Genomic DNA, 21,193 nt, shown 5'->3' with positions numbered 1-21,193 from the left:
AGCCTTGCTGCGGAGCGCACCCTTCCCGCTCCCTGTCCACTGCACAACAAGCGCTTGTGCTGGCGGCCGGCAAACCGGCAGCGGAGAGGTCTTAAGCAGCGAGAATGGACTACGCGCAAGGCACACTCGCGTGAGGCTTCTACGTCTCTGACACCACGTCACGGTGTCTGCATGCCTCCCGCGCGCTCGGGGTGGCCGTGGTTGAGCTATGAGCTTTTCAAGCCACCCCTTCGGAGTGGGTTGCGCCAGCGGCCAGCACGGTTGAGCGCTGATCACCTGCAACGTGATGGAGGTTAGTTAAGTGTGTACAGGCACGTCAAGCCCCTCATCACGCCACGTCGGTGTGACGACAGTCACACATCGATTAGCGTCTCGCCCGTCCCCCGAGACACTGCCTATAAGGATGAGAAGCAAGTAAACATGCCAAAAAGTCGGGCATTTTTGTCATCTCAAAAGTCTCCCCGCAGGGTTGATGCTCCTTAAATGGTAGAGCGCCCCTGCGGGGCGCTTTTCTTCCCTGGTAGCAATTTCAACACGTCTACACCTTTGTGTGTCTGTGCGGTCTGGTTGCTACCAGGGAAGAATCTACTTAAATTCTAAAGTCAATAAGGCTCTGGGAGGTTTGCTATGCCTAGAGCTAGACAGACCTGCTTTCGGTCTGGATGTCCGAGGCCGGCCGTGAAGGCCGGAGCATGTCTAGAGCATGCTCCGAAGCGTGTAGACCCTCGCAAGCCTTGGTCTAACACATCTCGACGTAATCAGGCCCGCTCCGCGGGCTGGAATTCTCTACGACTCCGCATCCTCCGGCGGGACTCGTACACCTGCTACAGGTGCGGAAGTTCTTCAGCTTCGGAGGTCGATCACATTGTGCCAGTCGCTTTCGGAGGCACAGACGATCCTCAGAATCTCTCTGCTATCTGCCGGACGTGTCATCGAGAGAAAACCAACACCGAGCGTGCCGCCGCCAGGCGGCGCCGCTAGATCCTATGGAGTGCTTGCATGCCTTGTCCCTATCCCTGTCCCGGGTGCGAGTCTCAGCATCAGGAGCAGGCTGTCACTCTCAGGCCTCGTCGGCGGCGTGCTGCTGAGCGGCGCGCGTGGCGGCGTCAGGTCGTAGAGGAGCTGAACGACTGGGATGACATCGAGGACCAGGAGCACGAGCACCAGGCTGGCGGGGTGAGCTGAGATGGCTGGGCGAGGCCTTCCCCCGAAGGACAGCCCTGCTCGGAGGAACAGGCATCCGGAGGAGCAGCTGTCAGGAGCTGGCTCTTCGGTCGTGCCGGCGCTGCCGGACGCCGACCGGTTCCTGCCGGAGGTGCGTGAGTGGTGGGAGACGTGGCGCGAGTCGCCGCAGGCCGAGAGCTTCCTTGCTACGGACGTGCAGCGCCTGAAGACGCTCGTGCTTCTGGTGCAGCGCATCTATGAGATGGAGGGCGCTGATCTGAAGGCCTATGCCGAACTGCGGCAGCAGGAGAGCTTGTTGGGTGCCACGGTTCTGGATCGGCAGAGGCTTCGGATGCAGGTGAAGAAGGCGGATGAGTCATCGACTGGTGATGATGTCCTTGGCGACTTGCTTGGGTGATGTGATGGGAGGGGTGAGGCTGTGCCGCAGACAGGGAACATTCCTGCGCATGAGCCTGAGTTGACTCTTGGGCATCACATCCTCGCGTGGGCCGAACGCTACATCGTTCAGCCAGATGGCGAGAGGGCTGGGGAGCCGTGGCGTTGGACTGATGAACAGCGCCATTTCATCAAGTGGCTTTATGCCCTGGACGGGCAGTTTCAATGGCTCTATACAGAAGCCACTTTGCGGCGTCCCAAAGGTGCTGGCAAGACTCCCTCCAATGCTGCCCTGGGGATCATTGAGTTCATAGGTCCTTGTCGGCCGACCGGAGTTGTCAAGACCGCTAAGGACGGCACGAAGGTCCCTGTGGGTCGTCCCGTGCATCTTCCGCTCGTGCAACTTGCGGCTACAAGCCTTGATCAGACTGCTCAGACCATGGACATGATCCGCGGCATGCTCGCCGAGTCGCCGGCAGAGCGCGAGTACGGCTTGGACATCTCGAAGACGATGATCCAGTTCAAGGGGAATCGTCCGGGGAAGATTTCACCGGTGACTTCGTCTACGCGTGGTAACGAGGGGGCGAGGCCAACCTTTGTGTGACCCCGACGGGAGGGTTCTTCCTGTCGGGGTCACGCGTGCTTTATTGTGGCAGATGAAACCCATCATTGGGTTAGTAGCACTGGGGGGCCAGAATTCTTCGAGACCCTGCGGCGCAACACTAACAAGACCCTCTCGCAGGGGTCGCGCACGGTCCAGACGACCAATGCTTATGACCCTAACGAGATGTCAGTTGCGCAGACCACGCATGAGCGGGTTCTGAACGGTAACCCGCTGATCCTCTACGACTGTCGTGAGGCTACACCGAACATCGATCTCAAGGACCCTGATGCGGTGCGTGCCGGCCTCGTGGAGGCCTATGGGGACTCCTGGTGGGCACCCATCGATCAGTTGGTCAATGTCATCATCTATGGGAATAACCCGGGTCATGACTACCGGTTCTATCTCAACAACCTTGCTGAGTCCGCGGATCAGTGGATGAGCAAGGTTGAGTGGGAGGCCTGTTATCGCGAGGACGATCCGATCAGGCCTGGCGATCAGATCAGTATCGGTTTCGACGGCTCCTTGTTCAACGATGCGACGGGGATTGTTGGTTGCAGGCTTCGCGATGGTCGGCTCTTCACGATCGACGTGTGGGAGAAGCCTGAGAAGGCCGGTCCTGACTGGGAAGTTGATGTTCTCGCTGTCGAGGCAGCGGTCAACAAGACCTTCGAAACCTATGACGTGGTGTGGGGGTACTTTGACCCCCCGTTCTGGCAAGAATCCGTTGGAAGATGGTCCATCAAGTTTGGCGATGACCGGGTCTTCGAGTATTGGACTTCGAAGGCAAATCGGATGGCCAATGCGACTGAGCGGTTCCGCACCGCGGTGACAACACAGGATCTTACGCACTCGGACAAGGATCGGCTGACTCGGCATGTACTTCATGCCGTCAAGAGAGAGGTGCCGCAAGGGATTTTGATTCGCAAGGACCATCCGAAGTCTAAGCGGAAGATAGACCTTGCGGTGTGCGGAATATTGGCTTTCGAGGGCAGGGCGGATGCGATTGCTGATGGGCGTATGACGAAGCGGAAGAGGAGGGTGGTTGGGTTTGGATAGCATCGCGTATGGATCCCCTCCTTCGACTCCTGTCGAGTGGCTGAACTACCTACAGGGCAAGTTGTCGCGGCGTCTTGGCGAGTTCAGGCGGTACGCCGACTACTACGAGGGCCGGCATGAAGTCATGCCGTTCAGTCAGGACCTCTACAACTCTGCGTTCGGCGATGCCTTCCGAGCCTGGTCTGACAACTTTTGCGGGTTGGTCATCGATGCCGTGAACGAGCGTCTTCGCGTCACAGGTTTTCGGATGACCGATAACCCGGATGCTGACGCGTATGCTCATACGATATGGGCTCGCAACACCATGGATGTGCAGTCGAGTGCGGCGCACTTGGACGCGATGATCTGTGGCGAGTCCTATGCGATCGTCTGGGCTGGTGTTGATGGCGAACCTGTCATCTCCTGTGAATCGGCCGAACAAGTTGTCGTGCAGTACCGGCCCGGGTCACGTACGGAGATCGAGGCCGGCGCGAAGTTCTGGCGCGATGACTGGGGCAGACAGTATGCATCTCTGTGGACCGCGGACTACACCTATACGTCGTTCTCCACTGGTTTTGAATGGCACGAGCCGGTACAGGGTCCCAATCCTTTGGGCCGGGTGCCGATTGTTCCTATCTCCAATAGGAAGCGTCTAGTTGGGGATCCGATCTCTGACTTGGCTTCGATCATCCCGCTTCAGATGGCTATCGACAAGACTGGAACTGATGCGCTCGTTGCCAGCGAGATGGCCGCGTTCCCTGCTCGGTACGTCACGGGGCTTGAGATCGTGGAGGACTCCGAAGGTCACCCTGTCGAGCCTTTCCGAATCGCGATCGATAAAGTTTTGCAGGCGGAAGACCCGTCCGCACAGTTCGGCCAGTTTCTTGCTGCTGATCTTGCCAACTATCGCACGCTGCTGGACATGTTGACCCAACATCTGGCAAGCATCGCACGGCTACCTCACTGGATGATCGATGCGAGTGGTCAACCGCCAACCGGTGAGGGCGCAGAAGCTTCGGAGTACGGCCTTGTAGCGAAGGCGCGCAATCACGCTCTTCACTATGGTCGTGGCTGGCTGGACGTCATGCGTCTGTGCTTTGCGGTTAAGGGCGATGCGCGGGCAGAGGCGCATAGCGCTGAGGTCATTTGGGATGACATTGAGAATCGGTCCGAGGCTCAGCACACCGATTCGTTGGTGAAGCTCAAGGCTCTTGGCGTGCCGACATCCGTGATTTGGGAGCTGGCCGGGTTTACGCCTGAGCAGATTGAGCGCTTCCCTGCGTTGCTCCAGGAGCAAGAGGAGATCGCGGAGAAGTACCCTTCCGCTATGGCCAGTTCGTCTAGCAAGGATGTGGCTTCCTTGGCCGCTACAGCTCCGCAGGGCAATGCGGGCAATGTGGCTCGCAAGGTTGCTGGGGACGACGCAAGTCGTCGCTGACCAACTCTCATTCAGGGCTTCCGAAATGGGGCCCTTCTCTGATCCGAAATGGATGTGATGGTTCATGACTGACGTGCAGGGTGCCCCCGAGGGCGAGCATTCCCCCGTAACCAACGAGGCAATCGTCGCGGATAGTGCCAACGATCTTCAGGCGCAGGTTGACAAGTGGAAGGCGCTTTCGCGGCAGAATGAGAAGGCGTTCAAGTCCGCATCGCGTGAGCTGGATGAACTCCGCACCGCCCACATGTCCGATCAGGAGCGGGCCATTGAGCAGGCCCGCCAGGATGCGCGGACTGTAGCTCTGTCCGAGGTGGGTGAGCGCCTGGCGGTCGCTGAGCTCCGGGCACAGGCCGCGGATGCCGGCGTGCAGCTCCCTGATGCCGATTTCCTCAACGCGTCCCGGTTCCTTGCCGAGGACGGTACGCCGGATGCGGAGTCCATCACGGCCTTCGTCTCTACGCTGCCCTCTACGACTCTTCCACCTGTGTATCGACAGGACATGGGACTTGGGCACCGAGGCTCCAGTACCGCCGGTCAGCTCTCTCGATCCGATCTCTCCCGCATGACTCCCGCTCAGATCAACGAAGCGCGGGACAAGGGTCTTCTTGATGCCCTGATGCGTGGGGAGCTTTAACCAAAGGACTTAGTATATGGCTCCAACTAATGGCTTCATGCAGGACAACGGTGCTCGCCTTGTCGAGGGCGTCAAGGGAACGTTTTCCCCGGAGATTTGGACGGCTCAGCTTCTTCGGGACCTTGAGCAGCACAGCATTCTTTCTTCTCCGATGATTACGAATCACAGCTATGAGGGCGAGTTCAAGAAGGGTGGGGACACTGTACGCATCCCGCACTTCGTGGACACCGTGACCGACAAGGGCGTTGTGAAGGCCTACAGCGAGATTGGCCCGGCTGATCATGCCGAGTTGGACTACATTCGCATGACGGTCCAGAAGGGCTCTTCGTTCCATTTGGAGATTGACTCTCTCGATCAACTCTTCACACAGCCTGGCATTGACAAGATGACAGAGCTGATTCGGCAGCGTGGTAAGAGGGCTGCGCAGGCGCTTGACATGCTGGTTGCGGACACGATCGCCCATGCAATGAATGGCAAGGATTACAACAGCGCTGCTGCCGGCGCGGCCGAGACTGCGATGATCGATCTTCCAAGCAAGGTCGAGCTTCTGGCCCGCGGAGCCAAGGACAGTGCTTACGACATGATCCTTGAGGCGATCATGCAGCTTGACCTGATTGGCGCTCCCGAGGATCGATACCTCATCATCTCTCCGCCGCTCCGCAAGGAACTCCTCAAGGATCCCATGTTTGTGAACGCTTCCTTCTATGGCGGTCAGCCGGTGATCCCCACTGGGCACATTGGTCAGATCCTTGGCGTGCCCGTGTACGTGTCTAATCAGCTTGGTAGCGTGAAGACACCGAAGAAGCCTCTTGTTGAGGCCGCGATTGACAATCTGCGTAACGTGGACATGGTCCTTGGTGCCACGAATTGTGTAAGTGTTGTGATCCCGTACACGGAGATGGCTGCCTACAAGCCTGAGAAGAAGTTCACCGATGCCATCAAGTCCAGGACGCACTATGACGCGAAGATCATCCGCCCTGAGCAGATGATCGCGGTGAGCACTCCGGGCGCGACTCCTCCGAAGCCGTGACCCTGGCGACGGTAGAGCAGGTAGCGGCTCGGCTCGGTCGCGTCATTGACGTCCAGGAGCAGCCGCGCGTACAGGCCTTCATCGATGACGTGTCGGCCATGGTCAGGGACTACTGCGGGACTGACTTCCAGTTCCACCGGGACCAGGCCGTTCCCCTGGAGCCGACTCCGGATCTGTCCATTCATCTCCCCTACTGGGCAAGGCCTGTTGCTGGCATCAGCTCTGTCCGCTGGGATGACGGGACGGCCGTGGACGGGTGGGTCTATCGACAGGGCTCACTGTGGCGTTCCGAGGGGTGGCGCCATGCTGTGCAGCCTCTGGCGTCCGTTGTGGTGACAGCTTCCTACGGGTATCCGGCTGTACCGGGCACCGTGACGGCGGCTGTGTGCGCCGAGGTCATTCGCTGGCTCGCTGTTCAGCCGGGAGTGGAGCGTGAGCGCGTTGGTGATCTGGAGGTCACCTACGGGGCGACTGCTCCGACACAGGGCCTGTCGCCGGCGACGCGGGAGGCTCTGCGCCGGTACCGGCGGTCTGTGATCTCGCGAGACGTGTGGAGGGCTGGACATGCGCTTTGACGAGGTCCTGGAGATTCATCGTGCCCCAGTAGTGGAGGACGGCTACACGCGTCGTCGTGACTGGGCGCAGGGTCGGCGTGTGTGGTCGGGCCCGGCGAGTGTCCAGCCGTACCGGGCGTACGAGGACCGGGATCCGAGCAACGAGACTGCATCGACCATGCTCAACGCCTTCCTACCGTCCTCAGCCGAGCCGAAGTCGTCTGACCGTGTCCTCTACAACGGCACTTGGTACGACGTGCTCTCGGAGCCTGCGCGGTGGGAGGGCCTGCATGGGCGCCTCGGTCATGTCGTGGTGCGGCTATGGGGGGTGGACACGTGAGCCGTGAGCCGTACGAGATCCAGTGGGATAGCAAGGCCCTGGTGCGCCTGGAGGGAACGAGCCAGGCCGCGGAAGAGGTGGAGAAGGCGACGTTGCGTATCGCTCGTCGGTACCGTGCCCTGCTCGCTCGCTACAACCGCAAGCGCCCACGGGGCAACAAGACTGCTGCCGCGATCAACGTGCGGACTGCTGTCGTGTGGGTGGATGGCAAGCCTGTGGGTGGTGTGGTTCCGGATGCGGATGTTCCTGGCGGTGCCGCGCATGCCATGTATCTGGAGTACGGGACATCGAAGACTCCGGCGCGGCATCTGCTCCGGGAGGCCGTACAGAGGGAGCGCCGTGCGCGTTGATCCGGCTGCTGTTCTCCACTCCTACCTGACGGGCGTGCCGCAGCTGCACGACGTGATGGTGTCAGGCTCCATGGTCGGCCGGGCAAAGGGGCAGCGGTCCGTCATCGTCGAGGCCTCGGGCGGGTACCGGGAGATGCGTGAGCGCCTGGACCGCGCCGAGGTCACCCTTCACATCTACGGTCCCGCGCAGATGGCGACGTCTGATCTCGCGCATGTGGTGCGGGAGTTGCTGCTTGAGGGCCTGCCGGGGCAGCGGGCCGGCGGCGCCCTGGTCCTGGATGTCGCCGAGGTACACATGCCGTTCCCCCTGGCCGATGAGTCGTCCGGCGAGTTCCGGTATGTGCACGCGCTGTCTCTCTACCTGATCGAGGCGTCTTCCTAGCGCCTGCTCTTCCTCTTCTTCTGTACGGCCCTCGTGGGCCGCTTTTTTTGTGTCCCCTATGTGAGGAGTACGCCTATGGCGGCAACTGGCAATGACGCTAAGCAGATTCGCTTTGCACCGAATGGTGAGATGTGGGTGCATTTCGGCGCCCTTCCTGTAAGTGCCCTGCCGAAGTCTGTTGATGAAGATCTGAAGGCTTCGGGTTTCATCCCGCTTGGATATGCGAGTGAGGAGGGCACGGAAATTACGCCGAAGATCGAAACGGAGGAACTCTCCGTTTGGCAGTCTTCTGTGCCTGTGCTGCGATACGTGAAAAGTGCCGCGTTCCAGGTGAAGAGCACTTTGGTTCAGGTCAATGATGCGACCACGCGGCTTTTTTATGGTGCCGAGTGGGTCAAGACCAACACTAAGTCTGCTGCTGGCCGGGAACAGTACCGTCTCGACATCGCGTCGAACCCTGATCTTGCCGAGGTTTCGCTTGTGATTGACTGGTCTGACGATGCGGCACACTATCGGGCTGTCATTGGTCGGGCAATGGTCGGCGATCGAGGCTCGATCTCGCTCACTCGCACGAAGAGCCAGAACTACGAACTCACTCTAGATGCTCTCGATGCTGCGGGAACGCTCGGCTACATCCTGACAGATGACTCGTCAGTGGGTTCGATGCCGAAAGTGTCGCTGATGAGTGGGAGCGTGGAGGCCGGCCATGGCACGGCGCTTGAGGGTTCGGGTTTTGACAAGAGCAGTGACGTTAACGGTATTGCGGCCTAGACAACATGCCTGATTCACGCCTGCACATACGGCCTATGTCGTTCTCGGACGCGTGCGCCTACGTCAAGCAACACCATCGACACCACCGTCCACCTCAAGGCCATAAGTTTTCCCTCGGCGTAGTCAACGATGACGGATGCCTGGTTGGTGTAGCCATTGTGGGGCGTCCTGTAGCCCGTCATTTCGATGACGGGTTTACAGTCGAAGTAACCCGAGTTGCCACCGATGGCACACCCAATGCTTGCTCCGCTCTTTATGCAGCCGCATGGAGGACAGCCCGATCAGCGGGCTATCGTCGAGCGTTGACGTACACACAGGAAGGCGAAAGCGGCGCCAGCCTCCGCGGTGCAAGTTGGTGTCAGATTGCCCATAGGCGTGCACGTTCCGGATGGAATTCACGAAGCCGTCACCGTAAGGTCACTGGCACCGAGAACGTGGCTCGAACTCTCTGGGGGATCTACACCAAGGATGCATCACCATTAGCAGACCTAATTGAAGGAACGGACTCCACACGAAAGGCAGATTGTGATGGCTGATCAGGTGACTGTGACAGATGCTGGATTGACTCCCATTCCTGGCATCACGGTTTCAATCAACAATGGCAGGACCGACGGCGACGGAAAGTTCAGCGGAACGGTCACCGTAGCGGATACGGTTCCTCCCGGCACATACACCATTACTGTGACCGAGACGGCGAATGCAAGCATCAAGGCGACTGCGTCTCTCCTGGTTACGGCTAAGCCCTCCCCTAGCGTGACCGTGGCGCCTACCTCCGTGGTGCAGGGTGGCCCCGCGGTGACCATCACTGGTACCGGCTTCCACCAGTCGGCAGACGTCGTCAGCGCCGTATCCAACTGACCTATCTAACTCCCAATCCGTCACCCTGAATTGGAGTCGCTTATGAGTGATCAGACCGCCAAGCCGTCCACGGCTGCGAAGAAGGCTGAGGCCATCGACGAGCCCGTGTCGTTTGATTACAAGGATCACACCTACACAATCCCTACGGGCAAGCAGATTCCGATGGACTTCCTTGAGGCCGTCGAGGATGATCGGGGCGAAATCCAGATCATCCGTACGCTCGTCGGCATCGAGCAGTGGAAGGCCTTTAAGGCAACTGATCCTACTGTTGGCGACTTTGAAACATTCGCGGGTCTTGTCTCTACAGCTGCCGGGTTTGGTGAGACGGGAAACTGATCCGCGCCCTCACATGCGTGAGGGACTATAGCGATGCCCTTGAGGCTGATCTACTCGAACACTTCGGCGTCGATCTTCTCGACCTGTGGCGTGGTGAGCTTTCGCTTCGACGCCTGCATGTGCTGATCTCATCGCTTCTAGCGCGGCAGGGATCAGGTGCTCTGGTCGCTGCCATCGATGAGTCTGCCGTGTGGACCCACGAGGCTCACATGCTGGCGCGCATCTCCGATGCTCTAGAAGCGTCGAACTATTTGTTCATCCAGGCTAATTCGACAGGTGACACTGCGCTGGATCCTCCAGAGCCGATGTGGCGTCCTGGCGGCGTCATAGAGGAGCCGCAGAATCCTGAGATGGCCTCCGCGGCGGAACTCGCCCAATGGTTTGGGGATATGAACTCTCTTTAATTGGATAGGGGGCCCGTGATGGCTGGTGAGCGTGAGGGCATACCTGTAGCACGGGCCCGTGTACCTGTGTCGCCCTTCTTGGACAAGGCCGAGGCATCCAAGATGCAGCGACAGACAACCGAAGCTGTCTCCAACGCTGCGAACGAGGCCGGCCGAGCCTTCGAGCGTGGCCTAGTCCCGAAGGTCACCGCGGCCCTTCAAGCGATGACGGGCGAGTCCGACAAGGCCGCGCAGAGATCCGAGGCTGCCTTGAAGGCTGCTGCGACGCGTGCGGCGCAGGCCCAAGCCAAGGCTATTGACTGGGTCATTGAGAAGGAGGGCCAGGGCGCCGCCATAGCTGTGCGCATGGCCTTCAACGCGGCAGACGAAAAGCATAAGGCGCTTCTGGGCTTGTCGGCCCGCCATAAGCGCGTGCTCTCCACTATGGGGATGGAGGAGGAGCAGGCCGTCAAGGCGATGGTCCGTGCCTCTCAGATGGGGTCGGAGCGGAAGCAGGCTGTCTTCAAGGAGACTTCTCTTCGGTACAAGGCCGAGCTTCGAGAGCGTCAGTCAGCTCTCATCGCTCATCTTCGCGAGGGTCTGCGCGACTACAAGGCCGCCAAGACTCAGGAGATCGGCGCGGAGAAGGACTCAACGCTTGCCTATAAGGCGGAGCTGATGGAACGTCTGGCAGCTCTCCGTACTCAACTCTCGGAAGCTGTGGCAGCCGAAGAAGCGGTTGCTACGCGTCGTGCTGGTCTCTTGGCGACAGCTGCGACCCGGTGGAACAAGGGCTCTCAGGCCGTAGAGCATATGGGTATGCAGGCAGCAGAGGTTGGTGCGCTGCTCACTCGGAATGTAGTGGCTCCTCTCGCGCTGGCCGGCGGCGTGGCAGTGGACTTCGGCATAAAAGCGACAGACAGTTTTGATGCTGCCGCCAACAGCCTTGGCGGCCTTGGGTGTCTCGATCCTCGCGACCAAGAAGCTGTTGAACAACCTTCAGAAGTTCGCTATCAACTCCTCCTTCAGCCTGGAGGACATGAACGAATTCGCACCTCAGTATGTACGTATCCTGGCATCACATGGAATGGCTCCAGACAAGGCGGCTGCGCAGTCCGAGGCGCTGATCAAGGCTATTGCGAATAATGCCGCCAAGGGTGGCATCACTGACACTCGCAAGCTTGCCCAGGCAATGCAGCAAGTCGCCTACATCATGGATACTGACAAGCTGACGTTGCGCAACATGAAGCCCTTCGAGAACAATACAAACATCTCAGCTGAGGCTATAGCCAAGATGCTTGGCTATAAGGACTCCAACGAGACGAGTATCGTCTACGCCAACAAGCAGCATTGGGCGCGCCGCTACACGAACAAGACCGATAAGACGCATTACTCGAAGAATGCTAAGGGTAAGTGGGTCGCTGATGAGAACGGCGACTACATCAAGAACTCACTCGGTGGCTACGACAAGGATGGTGGTCACTATGAGTGGGTGAAGGACAACCGAGGTCATTACATCCAGGAGGGTTTCGAGAACGGCAAGCCCAAATATGTGATCGACAAGGGAACGCGGAGTAAGAAGCTGTCAGCCTCTGCTCAGTTCAGAGCGGACATGACAGCGTCAGAGGCTCCTTCCGGCCAGGATTTCATCAAGGGTTCTTATCAAGTCTGGCAAGAGCGTTGAAGAGGCTGCGAAGAGGGCCCAGAACGCGACCATCAAGGGTCGCCTTCAGGGTATGAAAGAGACTGCTCAGCGTGACCTAATGGGCCTTTTCGCGAAACGTGACAAGAAAGGTAACTTCGAGGTTCGCCGGGACCCTGATACCGGCATGCTGACGCACGTCAAGACGCCACTGTATGAGAACGTATTGAAGGCTCTTGACGGACTGAAGGATCTTTGGACGGAAGTCTTTCCGGGGCTGAAGGTTGCCGCGAAGGCTTTCGTAGATGGCCTCAACAAGGTCATCAGTATTTCGCTCGGGACCGTGCGCTTCATCAAGGACCATCCGGCCCTACAGAGCTTCTTGAAGACACTCATCGCGTTCACGCTGAAGGCTCTCCCTCTGCTCATCGCCTTCGGAGTCGCTGCGAAGATCCTCGGCAAGACAGGCAAGTTGATCGGTGGTGTCGGCTCCTCGGCCAAGCTATTCGGAAAGGCATTGGCTGGCGGTGCACGCCTGGCAACGCGAGTCGTCCGCGGCGGGAAGCACATAGGGACTGGCCTCTTTTCGGATGATGGGTACCTCGATGGATACCGGAAATCACGGGACCGATCGCGGGACGCAAAGAAGAATGGTTGGGCTTGGACGAACCGCATGCGCGGAGCGCGTGACGATGCTCGGGCACGGTGGGGTGGCGGCAAGGTCGAGGCCATCCGAGGCTACGGCCGCTATGCGACTCAGGTCGGATCTGGTGGTCTGATCGACTGGGATGACCGGGGCCGTCGCCGTACCGCGGCCAGCGGTACCGGGGTGAGCGGCGCCGACTGCGGGACCTCGACCGTAGTACGCCCCAGACCGCTGACAACGCTGACACTCTCCTCCAGGCCGAGCGCGATCGACGAGCCAACCAGGAGCGGTGGCGGGATGAGCGTCGTTCGACTCGCCGACGTGATCGCGACGAGTACCGGGCACGCAGAGACGCGCGTCCCTACGTGCTGGATCGAAGTGACGACGAAGGCTATCGGGAGCGTCGGCAGTACCGTCGTGCGCAGACTCGTCAGACGGCTCGGGAGCATCTGCCAGCTATTCCGCAGACTGCGCGTCAGCGTATAGAGATCCAGACCGCTGAGGCCGAGCGTGCGGTAAAGGGTCTTGACGAGAGGATTCGGGCGCTTGAGCTGGAGATCAAGCGAGTCAACGACGTCCGACTCTCACATATCCAAGGCGAGTTCGATGGTTCGGAGCCATCCATCTCGCATGTGGCGGTGCGTGCTCGTGAGGCGATCGAGCACATCAGGACTCTCGGCCTTGACCGTTTGAACACGACAGACCTTGGTCAGGTACGGGGCCAGCTCGCCGGCGCAGAGGGCGTCTCCGTGGCTGCGTCTGCGACCAAGGCCGAGGGAGCGGTGTCCCGCATCAAGAGTGCTGGGCTTGAACCGCTCAACGGCGCGTCCCTGGGGAATGTGCGCAATGAGCTGAGCGGTGAGGCCAACTCTGTTGCCTCGTCCGCTGGTTCAGCTGAACGCAAGGTCACTTCCGTCCATACAGAGATTACTCAACTCAATGAGGCTTCTCTGTCGGGGCTTAAGGCGACACTCGATGGCCCTGAAGGGTCGCTCAAGGAGTCTGTTCAGAACGTCAAGGGATCGGTCACTCGACTGGGCAACGCGATCCGTGATCTCAAAGACATCAGCTTTTACACGATCCTCGGAAAGTTTGATGACCTCAAGTCCTCGGTCATGGACACCAAGGATCGTGTCGGCCTTCCATCGGGCAAGACCGGGCTCAACTACGCGCTGCGTAAGCTCAACAGCGTTGACTACTCGGGGAAGGGTGGCGCTGAAAGCAAGCTCAATGATCTCAAGGCGAAGGTCGATGAGGTCACGGCTGCGGCTCTGCTGCTCAAGGGCGCGTTGCGTGACATCAACGGCGAAACTGATGGGGGGCGAGAAGGGCAGCGGTGGTGGGAATCGTGGTGGCGGTGGCAAGGGTGGCGGTGGTGGAAAGCGTCGCTCGTCCTTCGCCCCAACTCCACGTGGATTCCGTGCAACTGGGATTCATGCATCCTTCGGTGGCGGTTCTATCGGCCCCTCTGCTGCGAGTGGTGCCGGCGGCGGTGCCTCTCGGGGGTTCGCAGCTCGTTCCTTGATGGCAAGTCCTCGTCCTGCGGTTGCACGTAGTGGCGGCGGAGGCGGTCTCTCCAGGCTCTTCGGTCTCGATGAGTTGCGTGAGCTCTTCAATCTGACGTCGCTGACGCGTGTTGGCGCGTCTGCTATCGGTATGGATGCTGCGAGTGCCCGTCTTGGCGGCATGGGTAGCAGCCTCCGCGGTTGGGTTGGCGGCAAGGTCCGGTGGGCTGGAGGCCAGTTCTCGGATCTGCCTGACAGGGCTGCTAGTTGGATGTCTTCCAAAATGCCACGCATTCTGATGAGTCAGCCGGAAGGGGCGCCTTGGGCTCAGCTTGCAGGCATGGGAATGAGCATTTCCGGGCCAGTCGTCAGTCAGGCCTTTATGGACGACTTCTATCATGGTCACGGTAACGCAGTTGGGCGCGCTAAGCGCATGGCGGGAAGCATCTTCAGCTTGGATACGCTTGAGGAGCTCTTCTCGAATGTGATTGAGCTAGCAAAGAGCCTCTATGAGGGTGCGGAAGACGTCCTCAAGTTGGCCGTTCGATTCGCTACGGATCCGAAGGGCGTTCTCTCTGACCTCAAGGACTTCGCAGAGGAGATGTTCACGGGGGTCATCAATCAGGTCGTGGAGTCGTTCAAGGGCCTGATGTCCATCCTGGACAACCCCTCTGGATACGCTCAAGAGGTCTGGGCCGATATGATCGAGGGGCTGAAGGAAGCCCTTCCGAACTTGGATGGGCTCTTTGATTTTTCAAAGGGCTATGCCCGTGGCGGAGTTGTCGCCGGTTACGCACCTGGGCGTGACAGCGTTCCGTCTCTTCTGTCTCCTGGTGAGTCGGTACTGAGGCCTGAGCTGACCAAGCTTCTTGGCACGGATCAGGTGGACGGGCTGAATTCCGCTGCTCGTGGCGGTAATTTCAAGAAGCTTGCTGAGCTGATTGAGGAGATGTGGCAGACGCTGATTCAGCCTAGTTTCGTCAGCATGTCGCAGGAGGTGAAGACGGACCTCACTCCGACTACGGAAAGATTCCGTTTGGTGAGTGAGGAGTCCTGGAGGAGCATCGGCCGTACCGTGCAGACCGCATGGAACGTTGACGCTTCTCCGGCGATGGCGTCGTGGGCCATGCGGCTCCGTGGCGACATGACCAGCGCTGAACGCGAGTTCCTTGGCACTCATCAGAGTGTCTGGTCGCAGGCTGCTCAGCTGGTAGACCGTTCCAAGGGCTCGTCACTCGCCTCGTTCTCGTCGCTCAGCGGGGGCCTTCGAGGCCTTGAAGGGCAGTTCCGGTCTTCTGCTGGAGACATCAAGGACACGTGGCGAAGCGCGATGTCCTATGTGGACAGCTCTACCAGGAGCACGATTGACGGTCCGTACAACCGCGGTGCCGTGTCGATGGCGAGTGCGATGGCAGGCCTGGCAGGTGCCAAGGCGCCCCTGTCCCCGTTGCGCTTCGCTGCGGGTGGTGTGGTGCCTGGCTTTGCTCCTGGCCGTGACGTCGTACCAGCCATCCTCTCTCCTGGTGAAGGTGTGCTGAGGCCGGAGGTCGTTCGCGCCCTGGGCGTGGACACCGTCCATGCGTGGAACCGCTCAGCTCGTCTCAGCGGTAACGCCTTCGCGGCCGGCGGCATCGTCCAGCCCCTCACATCGTGGGGTCAGAGCGGCGGGTGACTGGGTCACTGCCCACAAGGTGCGGATCCGTACCAGGGGGTATGCCGATGCCATTGAGCATGGGTGGGCGGGACAGCATCCACGGCATGACGGGGCGCTTGAAGGACGCTTTCGGTGTCATGGGCAGTATCCAGGCTGGAGCCTTCGACTCCTTCAAGGGAAGTGTTTCTTGCGTGGGGCAAGTATCTGGATGACCACGTGGGTGGTGGCTTCTGCTGCGGTGAAGTCTGCACAGAGGGAAAATCGGGTACACCGAGACCGGTCCCGACATGGTCAAGTACAACGAGTTCAATGGAGAGCAGTGGTGTGCGGATTTCATCTCGTGGGTGATCGATAAGGCGGTCGCCAATACCTCGTACTGGAACAGTCCCGAAGGGTACGCCTGCCAACAGATGGCCTAGCGTTTGCGACTTGGAACTCTGAAGCCTCCGGATCGCTGATCAGTGCTTCGCAGGCTCGCGTCGGGTGACATCGTGACCTACACGAAGTGGCGGGCATATTGGCATCGTTGAGTCTGTAGCTGACGGCGTCCTGCATACCATTGAGGGCAATGTTGGGCCGACTGTTCGTCGCTTGACTCGCTCCCTTGGGGACCCTGATCACGTGTTCCGCCCTCGTGGTGGCATCAGCGATGGGCCAGCCTTTTCGGGGTGGCCTGGCGCGTATGCGACTGGGGTTGAGATCCCGGACTCGGGTGGTCTGGATGGTGGAACGCCTTCCCAGAACAAGACGGCTGCCAAGCAGATGTTGAGTGCTATGGGCTGGGGCAACCAGTTCGGTGCGCTGGACAACATTTGGACCAACGAGTCTGGATGGAACCAGTTTGCTAAGAACCCTTCCTCAGGCGCTTACGGCATTCCCTCAGTCGCTGCCTGCCGACAAGATGGCGTCCGCCGGCCCCGACTGGCTAACCAACTGCGGTAACTCAGATGCGTTGGGGGTCTCGGGTACATCAGGGAGCGCTACCGCACACCTGAGCAGGCTTGGGACTTCTGGCAGCGGAACCACTGGTACGCCAAGGGGACCAGGAGCGCGCATCACCGGGCCTTGCCTCGTGGGTGAGGAGGGTCCTGAGCTGGTGGTGATGAAGGGTGGCGAACGGGTTCACACGGCCTCGGAGACAGCGGGGATACTCGGTCGCCGACCCGTGACCGTGAACGTGTACGCGGCTCCGGACGTGCCGACCGAGGGACACCATCCTTCGCGCTCTGGAGCGCGGCGCACATCATGCACGGCCTGTAGAGGCACAGATAGAAGCGGGTGGGAGAGGGCTCATGCTCTCCTGCCCGCTTCAAGATTGGGAGGTGCCTGGGCGAATACCGAATCATCGTCCGTGATCGCACAGCTAGCCCCGATCGGACAGTAGACGACTACATCGAGCTAACGCAGTCCTCCAACACTGCGATGTCGGGCAGTGGACTCTGAAGATCAATGCAGATCGCCCCAACGCCAAGCTGTTCCAGCCTGGTTGTGGCACTCGTCGTGTATCGAGAGGGGGTGACACGGCCTATCTCTCTGGCCCTGTACAGGAATCCAGAAGTACTGGACTGTAGACACTGACTCGGCGCCTTCTGGAGATCACATTAACCCACTATCTCCGTATTAGAAAACCCTAGGGAACACGTTCTACCACCGCTGGCACCCCTCTGTCGCGCGAAACAACCGCAGACACCGGGCCAGCCTCCCTCCCCCCCCGCCATCCCCACCACCCCCGCCCCGCACGCTCCCCTTCTTTGTCGAGTTAACTGGTCATTACAGCTATGCCGAGCCCCCTACTCCCTGCCCCAGGCACCACACCCGTCGTCCATCCTCCCCCTTCATAACCACATCGATGGGCCCTCCCCCCCCCGACTCCCCAATGGCAGCACAGCACACTGACGCACCAGGCCGTCAACCACCCATCGCACCACAAAGCCCGCTGCCTGGACTCCACATCCACCGCCGATGGACCGGCCCCCGGGCACCACGGGCACGCACTCCCCCCCGTCCTGGGTGACCAAGAAAGACCCTACCACCACGAAAAACCCCGCCGCAGATCCCATCTCGTCCCCCCCCACACCCCCCCCCCTACCCCCTCTCCCCCCCCCCCATCCAACCCCAAGTCCCCCCTTCTTGGCAAGAGACCCCCTTGAATCAGAACTCCCCCCCTTCTTTTCCCTTCTACAGCGCACCTGAACACCCCTCACCTTCCTCCTGCCCCTTTCTCTTCACCACGCCCGCCCCCTACGGCAGACAGCCCCTCTACGCACGACTTCGACACCCGCCAACCCCTACAACGACAAAGAAACAGCCAGCCCCTTCGGGACGCCCCACCCCCCCCCCTAAAGGCCGCCCCCACCTTCCCACCCCAGGTCCTCGCTTCGCGCTGAATTACACGCATAACGGACCCTCCCCCCCCTACCCCCCTCTCCCCACCCTCCACCCCCCACCTCGGTTGCTCCCCTCCGCCCCCCTCCCCACGCCCTCTACCCCCCGCCTCCATCCTTTATTTACTCCCCCCCCCCCCCCTCTCCCCCCTTCCCTCCCCCTCCCCCCCCCCCCCCTCCCCCCCCCCGCGGCCAACCGGCATCCGGACCGTATATTTGCACCCACGGCCAACGCCCCCCCCCACGCGCCTCTCCCTACCCCCCCCCCCCGAGCCCCACCCTGGACGCCCAAACCAAGCCTGTGGCTCCCCCTCCCGAAACCCTCCCGACCCCGGCCCGCCACCTCCCCCCAATGACCCCGGCCCCCCAACTGTACGGTCTCTTCCCCCGCACCCCCCCAGCCCCGCACCCCTCCCCCCCCCCCACATCCACATCTCCCCAAACCTCGACCTACCCCTCATTCCCCCCCTCCCCCCCCCCCCGTCCACCCTCTTCCGCGGCCTCCCCGCAAACTCTCAACTGCCGACACGGCGCACTCAGCACCCAGCGCACGTTTACCGACCACACGTACTACGCGACACACGTTGCGCTGCCATACCAAGGCAACCCTCGCCGCCCACCACACGAGTCAAGGACGACACCCTCCTCCCAATCGACCGGCCAACCGCGCCTCACACGTACACCCCGGACACGGCCACCCTCACCCAGAGTCTACGGGATGCCAAGGGCGGCACCCCACCGCCCTCCCCTCCCGTGCAGCGTCAACGCTTTCCAGCCAGGGACCAGGGCCTTCGCAGTCGGCCCCACACCCCGTTCTAGAGACAGAATCCGCACGTCCAGAGACCGCCCCGCCCCGCCCCCTCCCCCCCCCCCCCCCCCCCGGCACCAACTCAACCGCAAACCCGCTCGCGCCCCACCCTACACGACCCAGGCTAACCTTTCCGACGAATCGTCGCCGTATGCTACCCGGCAGGGCGCTGACCCCCCAACCCTGCGGCGCCACCGACAGCCCCCGGCTCCTTCCCCCCCCCCCCCCGCTCCCACCTTCTATGGGCGGCCGGGACCATCGGGCGCGCGTTCCGGGACCGCCTTTACGCTTATTGCTCCCCGCCTTTCCCCGCCGCCGCTTCCTCTACCCGCCCCCACCCCAACCCCCCCCCGTCCCCCCCGCCCCCCACCCCCCCCTGTAGTCACCCTCCGCTATAGGTCGGACCCCGCCCCGGACCCTGGACCGCTCCTGTGTACCCCTCCCCTCGCCCCGCTGCCATCGACGACACGAACCCCGGCCCCACCCCCGGCCCCCTAGCTCCCCTCGCACCCCCGGTGAGGCCCCCAAATCCAACGCCCCACCACGCCCCCCCTCCCCCCTCCCCGGACCCCCCCTCCCGCAGACACCGGCGCCGTTATCTGCCTTAAGGACCTCAGTCCCGGCCTCCCTCTCCTCTCCCGTCTTCCTCCTCCCTCCCCCGCCCGGGCACCCGCGCCGGTTCCTTTTACTGGTCCGACGCGCCGTTCCCCAGCCCCCCACCCTTCCCCCCCCTCCCCCGGCCCTCCCTCCTCCGCCCCTTCCCCCGTCCCCCTCCGGCTGCCGACCCTTCCCCCCGGGCCCTCCCCCCCCCCCCCACCCGCCCCCCTCAACGGCAGGTTCCGGGCCCCCGCCGACTAACCCACCCCGCCGCACCGGACAGTTCCCAATCGCTGTGCGCCCCCCCCCCCCCCCGTGACACCGCGCCCGTCCTCTGGCCAGTTTCCTCTCCCCCCTCGCCTACTCCCCCGTCCGCGCCCCCACCGCCTCCCCGTTCCCCCCCCCCCTCCTTCTGCCCTTCCCGGGCCGACGTGGTTCCCCCGCGGCCTTCTACCCCGCCCCTCCCCGCACCCCACCCCTACGTCCCCTATTTCCTGTGTGGTACCACCCCCCCTCGCCCGGCGGGCCCCCCCCCCCCTATCGCTCCCCCCTCTTCTCCGCCCCTGCCACGCCCGCCCTTCCCTCCCCCCTCGCCCCGGTCACCTCGCCGCCCCTCCTCCCACCCGCCCCCCTCCCCTTCGTTCTTTCCTCCCACTCCTCCGGCGCCCTCTTCACGTACGGGAGCCAGACGACAACCTGTCGGTGGCCTCTCGCGTTGTCTTCCCTGACCCGGCGCACTCCGCGGACCAGCAGACTAGGGAGAACGAGGCTGCGTCGGATCGTGATGCATCGTGGGCCCTTGAGTACCTGATCTCGCAGAACGCTGGCAGTGCAGCGCTCCCCGATCGACGACCGTTCGGCTACTCGACTCCTGACGGCTCTAAGCGGCCTTACGACAAGTGGGGTTCGAGAACAGCCTACTCGCATCGGTTTGACAACTTGCGGATGCTGTGCGGCCCTTGGCTGATGCAGGTGGACTTGGATGGCGAAACGTCTACGATCCTGAGTCCCGCAGTATCAAGCTTGAGGTGTGGCGTGTTGAGGATCGCACTGCAACAGTGCGCTTCTCTCCCGAGCTCGGGAACCTGAAGGAGTACGTCTACAGCATGACAGCCCCCAAGGCCACGAGGGCCATCGTGGGCTGGCGCAAGGTGAGGCCGCGAACGCTACATCAAGTACCCTACGTAGACAAGGACGCTGAACGCTATTGGGGATTGGCGGCCGAGACATTCGTCGATGCGCGAGACATACCACGTGAAGCGCTCCAAGGACGGGAACCTCCCATGCTGTCCAAGGAAGTGACTCGGGTACCACGGCCCAACTGCCTTGGCACTATGGATCAGCGAGGCCGTGAAGCTCTCAATCAGAACAAGGCCGACGGGAACTTGCAGTTGTATCCGTCTCGACACGCCCTCGTGCACCTTCGGCGTGCACTGGTGGATTGGAGACAAGGTCTCCTGCTACGTCGATGGCAGCGTGCATCAGGACCTCGTGCGACAGGTGAAAATCTCGACAGTGCCGAGGGCTCCACATCACGCCCAAGTATTGGCCAACAGGGCACGAGCGACCCCCGAACGTTTTCGGGGAGATCAAGGCTCTGTGGCGGAAGGTCAACCAGCTCAGCACAAGGATGTGATGCCGCATGCCGATCCCTGCGGATTACGACTACTCTCCTGACGGCG

General features: G+C 61.3%; 19 protein-coding genes. All 19 read left to right on the top strand.

Features of this window, described 5'->3' with window-relative positions:
• Positions 1–627 precede the first annotated feature (627 nt).
• Positions 628–981: an HNH endonuclease gene (locus ABD794_RS18580; RefSeq protein WP_425585929.1), complete on the top strand. Its 354-nt coding sequence runs from the start codon at positions 628–630 to the stop codon at positions 979–981.
• Between the two features lie 205 nt (positions 982–1,186).
• A complete protein-coding gene (locus ABD794_RS05610; RefSeq protein WP_486389113.1) occupies positions 1,187–1,582 on the top strand; it encodes a phage terminase small subunit in 396 nt (131 codons plus the stop codon).
• A gap of 21 nt (positions 1,583–1,603) precedes the next feature.
• Positions 1,604–2,164: a hypothetical protein gene (locus ABD794_RS05605; RefSeq protein WP_344961193.1), complete on the top strand. Its 561-nt coding sequence runs from the start codon at positions 1,604–1,606 to the stop codon at positions 2,162–2,164.
• A 45-nt stretch (positions 2,165–2,209) separates the two neighbouring features.
• Complete coding sequence (locus ABD794_RS05600) at positions 2,210–3,220, top strand: hypothetical protein (RefSeq protein ID WP_344961192.1); 1,011 nt, start codon at positions 2,210–2,212, stop codon at positions 3,218–3,220.
• Positions 3,207–4,637, top strand: a complete 1,431-nt coding sequence (locus tag ABD794_RS05595) for a phage portal protein (RefSeq protein WP_344961190.1) — start codon at positions 3,207–3,209, stop codon at positions 4,635–4,637. The genes ABD794_RS05600 and ABD794_RS05595 overlap by 14 nt, the downstream gene beginning before the upstream one ends.
• 64 nt (positions 4,638–4,701) lie before the next feature.
• Positions 4,702–5,271 (top strand): hypothetical protein, encoded by a 570-nt coding sequence (locus ABD794_RS05590; RefSeq protein ID WP_344961188.1) that lies wholly within the window; start codon positions 4,702–4,704, stop codon positions 5,269–5,271.
• Between the two features lie 37 nt (positions 5,272–5,308).
• Positions 5,309–6,301: a phage major capsid protein gene (locus ABD794_RS05585; RefSeq protein ID WP_344961186.1), complete on the top strand. Its 993-nt coding sequence runs from the start codon at positions 5,309–5,311 to the stop codon at positions 6,299–6,301.
• Positions 6,302–6,865: 564 nt separating this feature from the next.
• The gene (locus ABD794_RS05580) at positions 6,866–7,195 is read left to right on the top strand and encodes a hypothetical protein (protein WP_344961184.1); all 330 of its coding nucleotides are present in this window, start codon (positions 6,866–6,868) and stop codon (positions 7,193–7,195) included.
• Positions 7,192–7,545 carry a hypothetical protein gene (locus ABD794_RS05575; protein WP_344961182.1) on the top strand — a complete coding sequence of 118 codons (354 nt, stop codon included), beginning with the start codon at positions 7,192–7,194 and terminating at the stop codon, positions 7,543–7,545. The genes ABD794_RS05580 and ABD794_RS05575 overlap by 4 nt, the downstream gene beginning before the upstream one ends.
• Positions 7,535–7,927 (top strand): hypothetical protein, encoded by a 393-nt coding sequence (locus ABD794_RS05570; RefSeq protein WP_344961180.1) that lies wholly within the window; start codon positions 7,535–7,537, stop codon positions 7,925–7,927. The genes ABD794_RS05575 and ABD794_RS05570 overlap by 11 nt, the downstream gene beginning before the upstream one ends.
• A 75-nt stretch (positions 7,928–8,002) precedes the next feature.
• Complete coding sequence (locus tag ABD794_RS05565; protein WP_344961178.1) at positions 8,003–8,698, top strand: phage tail tube protein; 696 nt, start codon at positions 8,003–8,005, stop codon at positions 8,696–8,698.
• Between the two features lie 5 nt (positions 8,699–8,703).
• Positions 8,704–9,234, top strand: a complete 531-nt coding sequence (locus ABD794_RS05560; RefSeq protein WP_344961176.1) for an XF1762 family protein — start codon at positions 8,704–8,706, stop codon at positions 9,232–9,234.
• A gap of 364 nt (positions 9,235–9,598) precedes the next feature.
• Positions 9,599–9,892 (top strand): hypothetical protein, encoded by a 294-nt coding sequence (locus ABD794_RS05555; protein WP_344961175.1) that lies wholly within the window; start codon positions 9,599–9,601, stop codon positions 9,890–9,892.
• Positions 9,893–9,909: 17 nt separating this feature from the next.
• Entirely contained in the window at positions 9,910–10,296 is a 387-nt protein-coding gene (locus tag ABD794_RS05550) for a hypothetical protein (RefSeq protein ID WP_344961174.1), read from the top strand.
• Positions 10,297–10,374: 78 nt separating this feature from the next.
• Positions 10,375–11,421 (top strand): hypothetical protein, encoded by a 1,047-nt coding sequence (locus ABD794_RS05545; RefSeq protein WP_344961172.1) that lies wholly within the window; start codon positions 10,375–10,377, stop codon positions 11,419–11,421.
• Positions 11,363–11,959, top strand: a complete 597-nt coding sequence (locus tag ABD794_RS05540) for a hypothetical protein (RefSeq protein ID WP_344961171.1) — start codon at positions 11,363–11,365, stop codon at positions 11,957–11,959. The genes ABD794_RS05545 and ABD794_RS05540 overlap by 59 nt, the downstream gene beginning before the upstream one ends.
• Positions 11,960–12,928: 969 nt before the next feature.
• The gene (locus tag ABD794_RS05535) at positions 12,929–14,119 is read left to right on the top strand and encodes a hypothetical protein (RefSeq protein WP_344961170.1); all 1,191 of its coding nucleotides are present in this window, start codon (positions 12,929–12,931) and stop codon (positions 14,117–14,119) included.
• Between the two features lie 43 nt (positions 14,120–14,162).
• On the top strand, positions 14,163–15,740 hold the full coding sequence (locus ABD794_RS05530) for a hypothetical protein (protein WP_344961169.1): 1,578 nt from the start codon (positions 14,163–14,165) through the stop codon (positions 15,738–15,740).
• Positions 15,741–20,461: 4,721 nt separating this feature from the next.
• Positions 20,462–21,193: Gp37-like protein (locus ABD794_RS18575; RefSeq protein WP_486389112.1), on the top strand; the 732-nt coding region annotated here is incomplete at its 3' end.

The organism is Streptomyces thioluteus (genome assembly GCF_039535865.1).
This window is presented reverse-complemented; position numbering and strand designations above follow the sequence as displayed.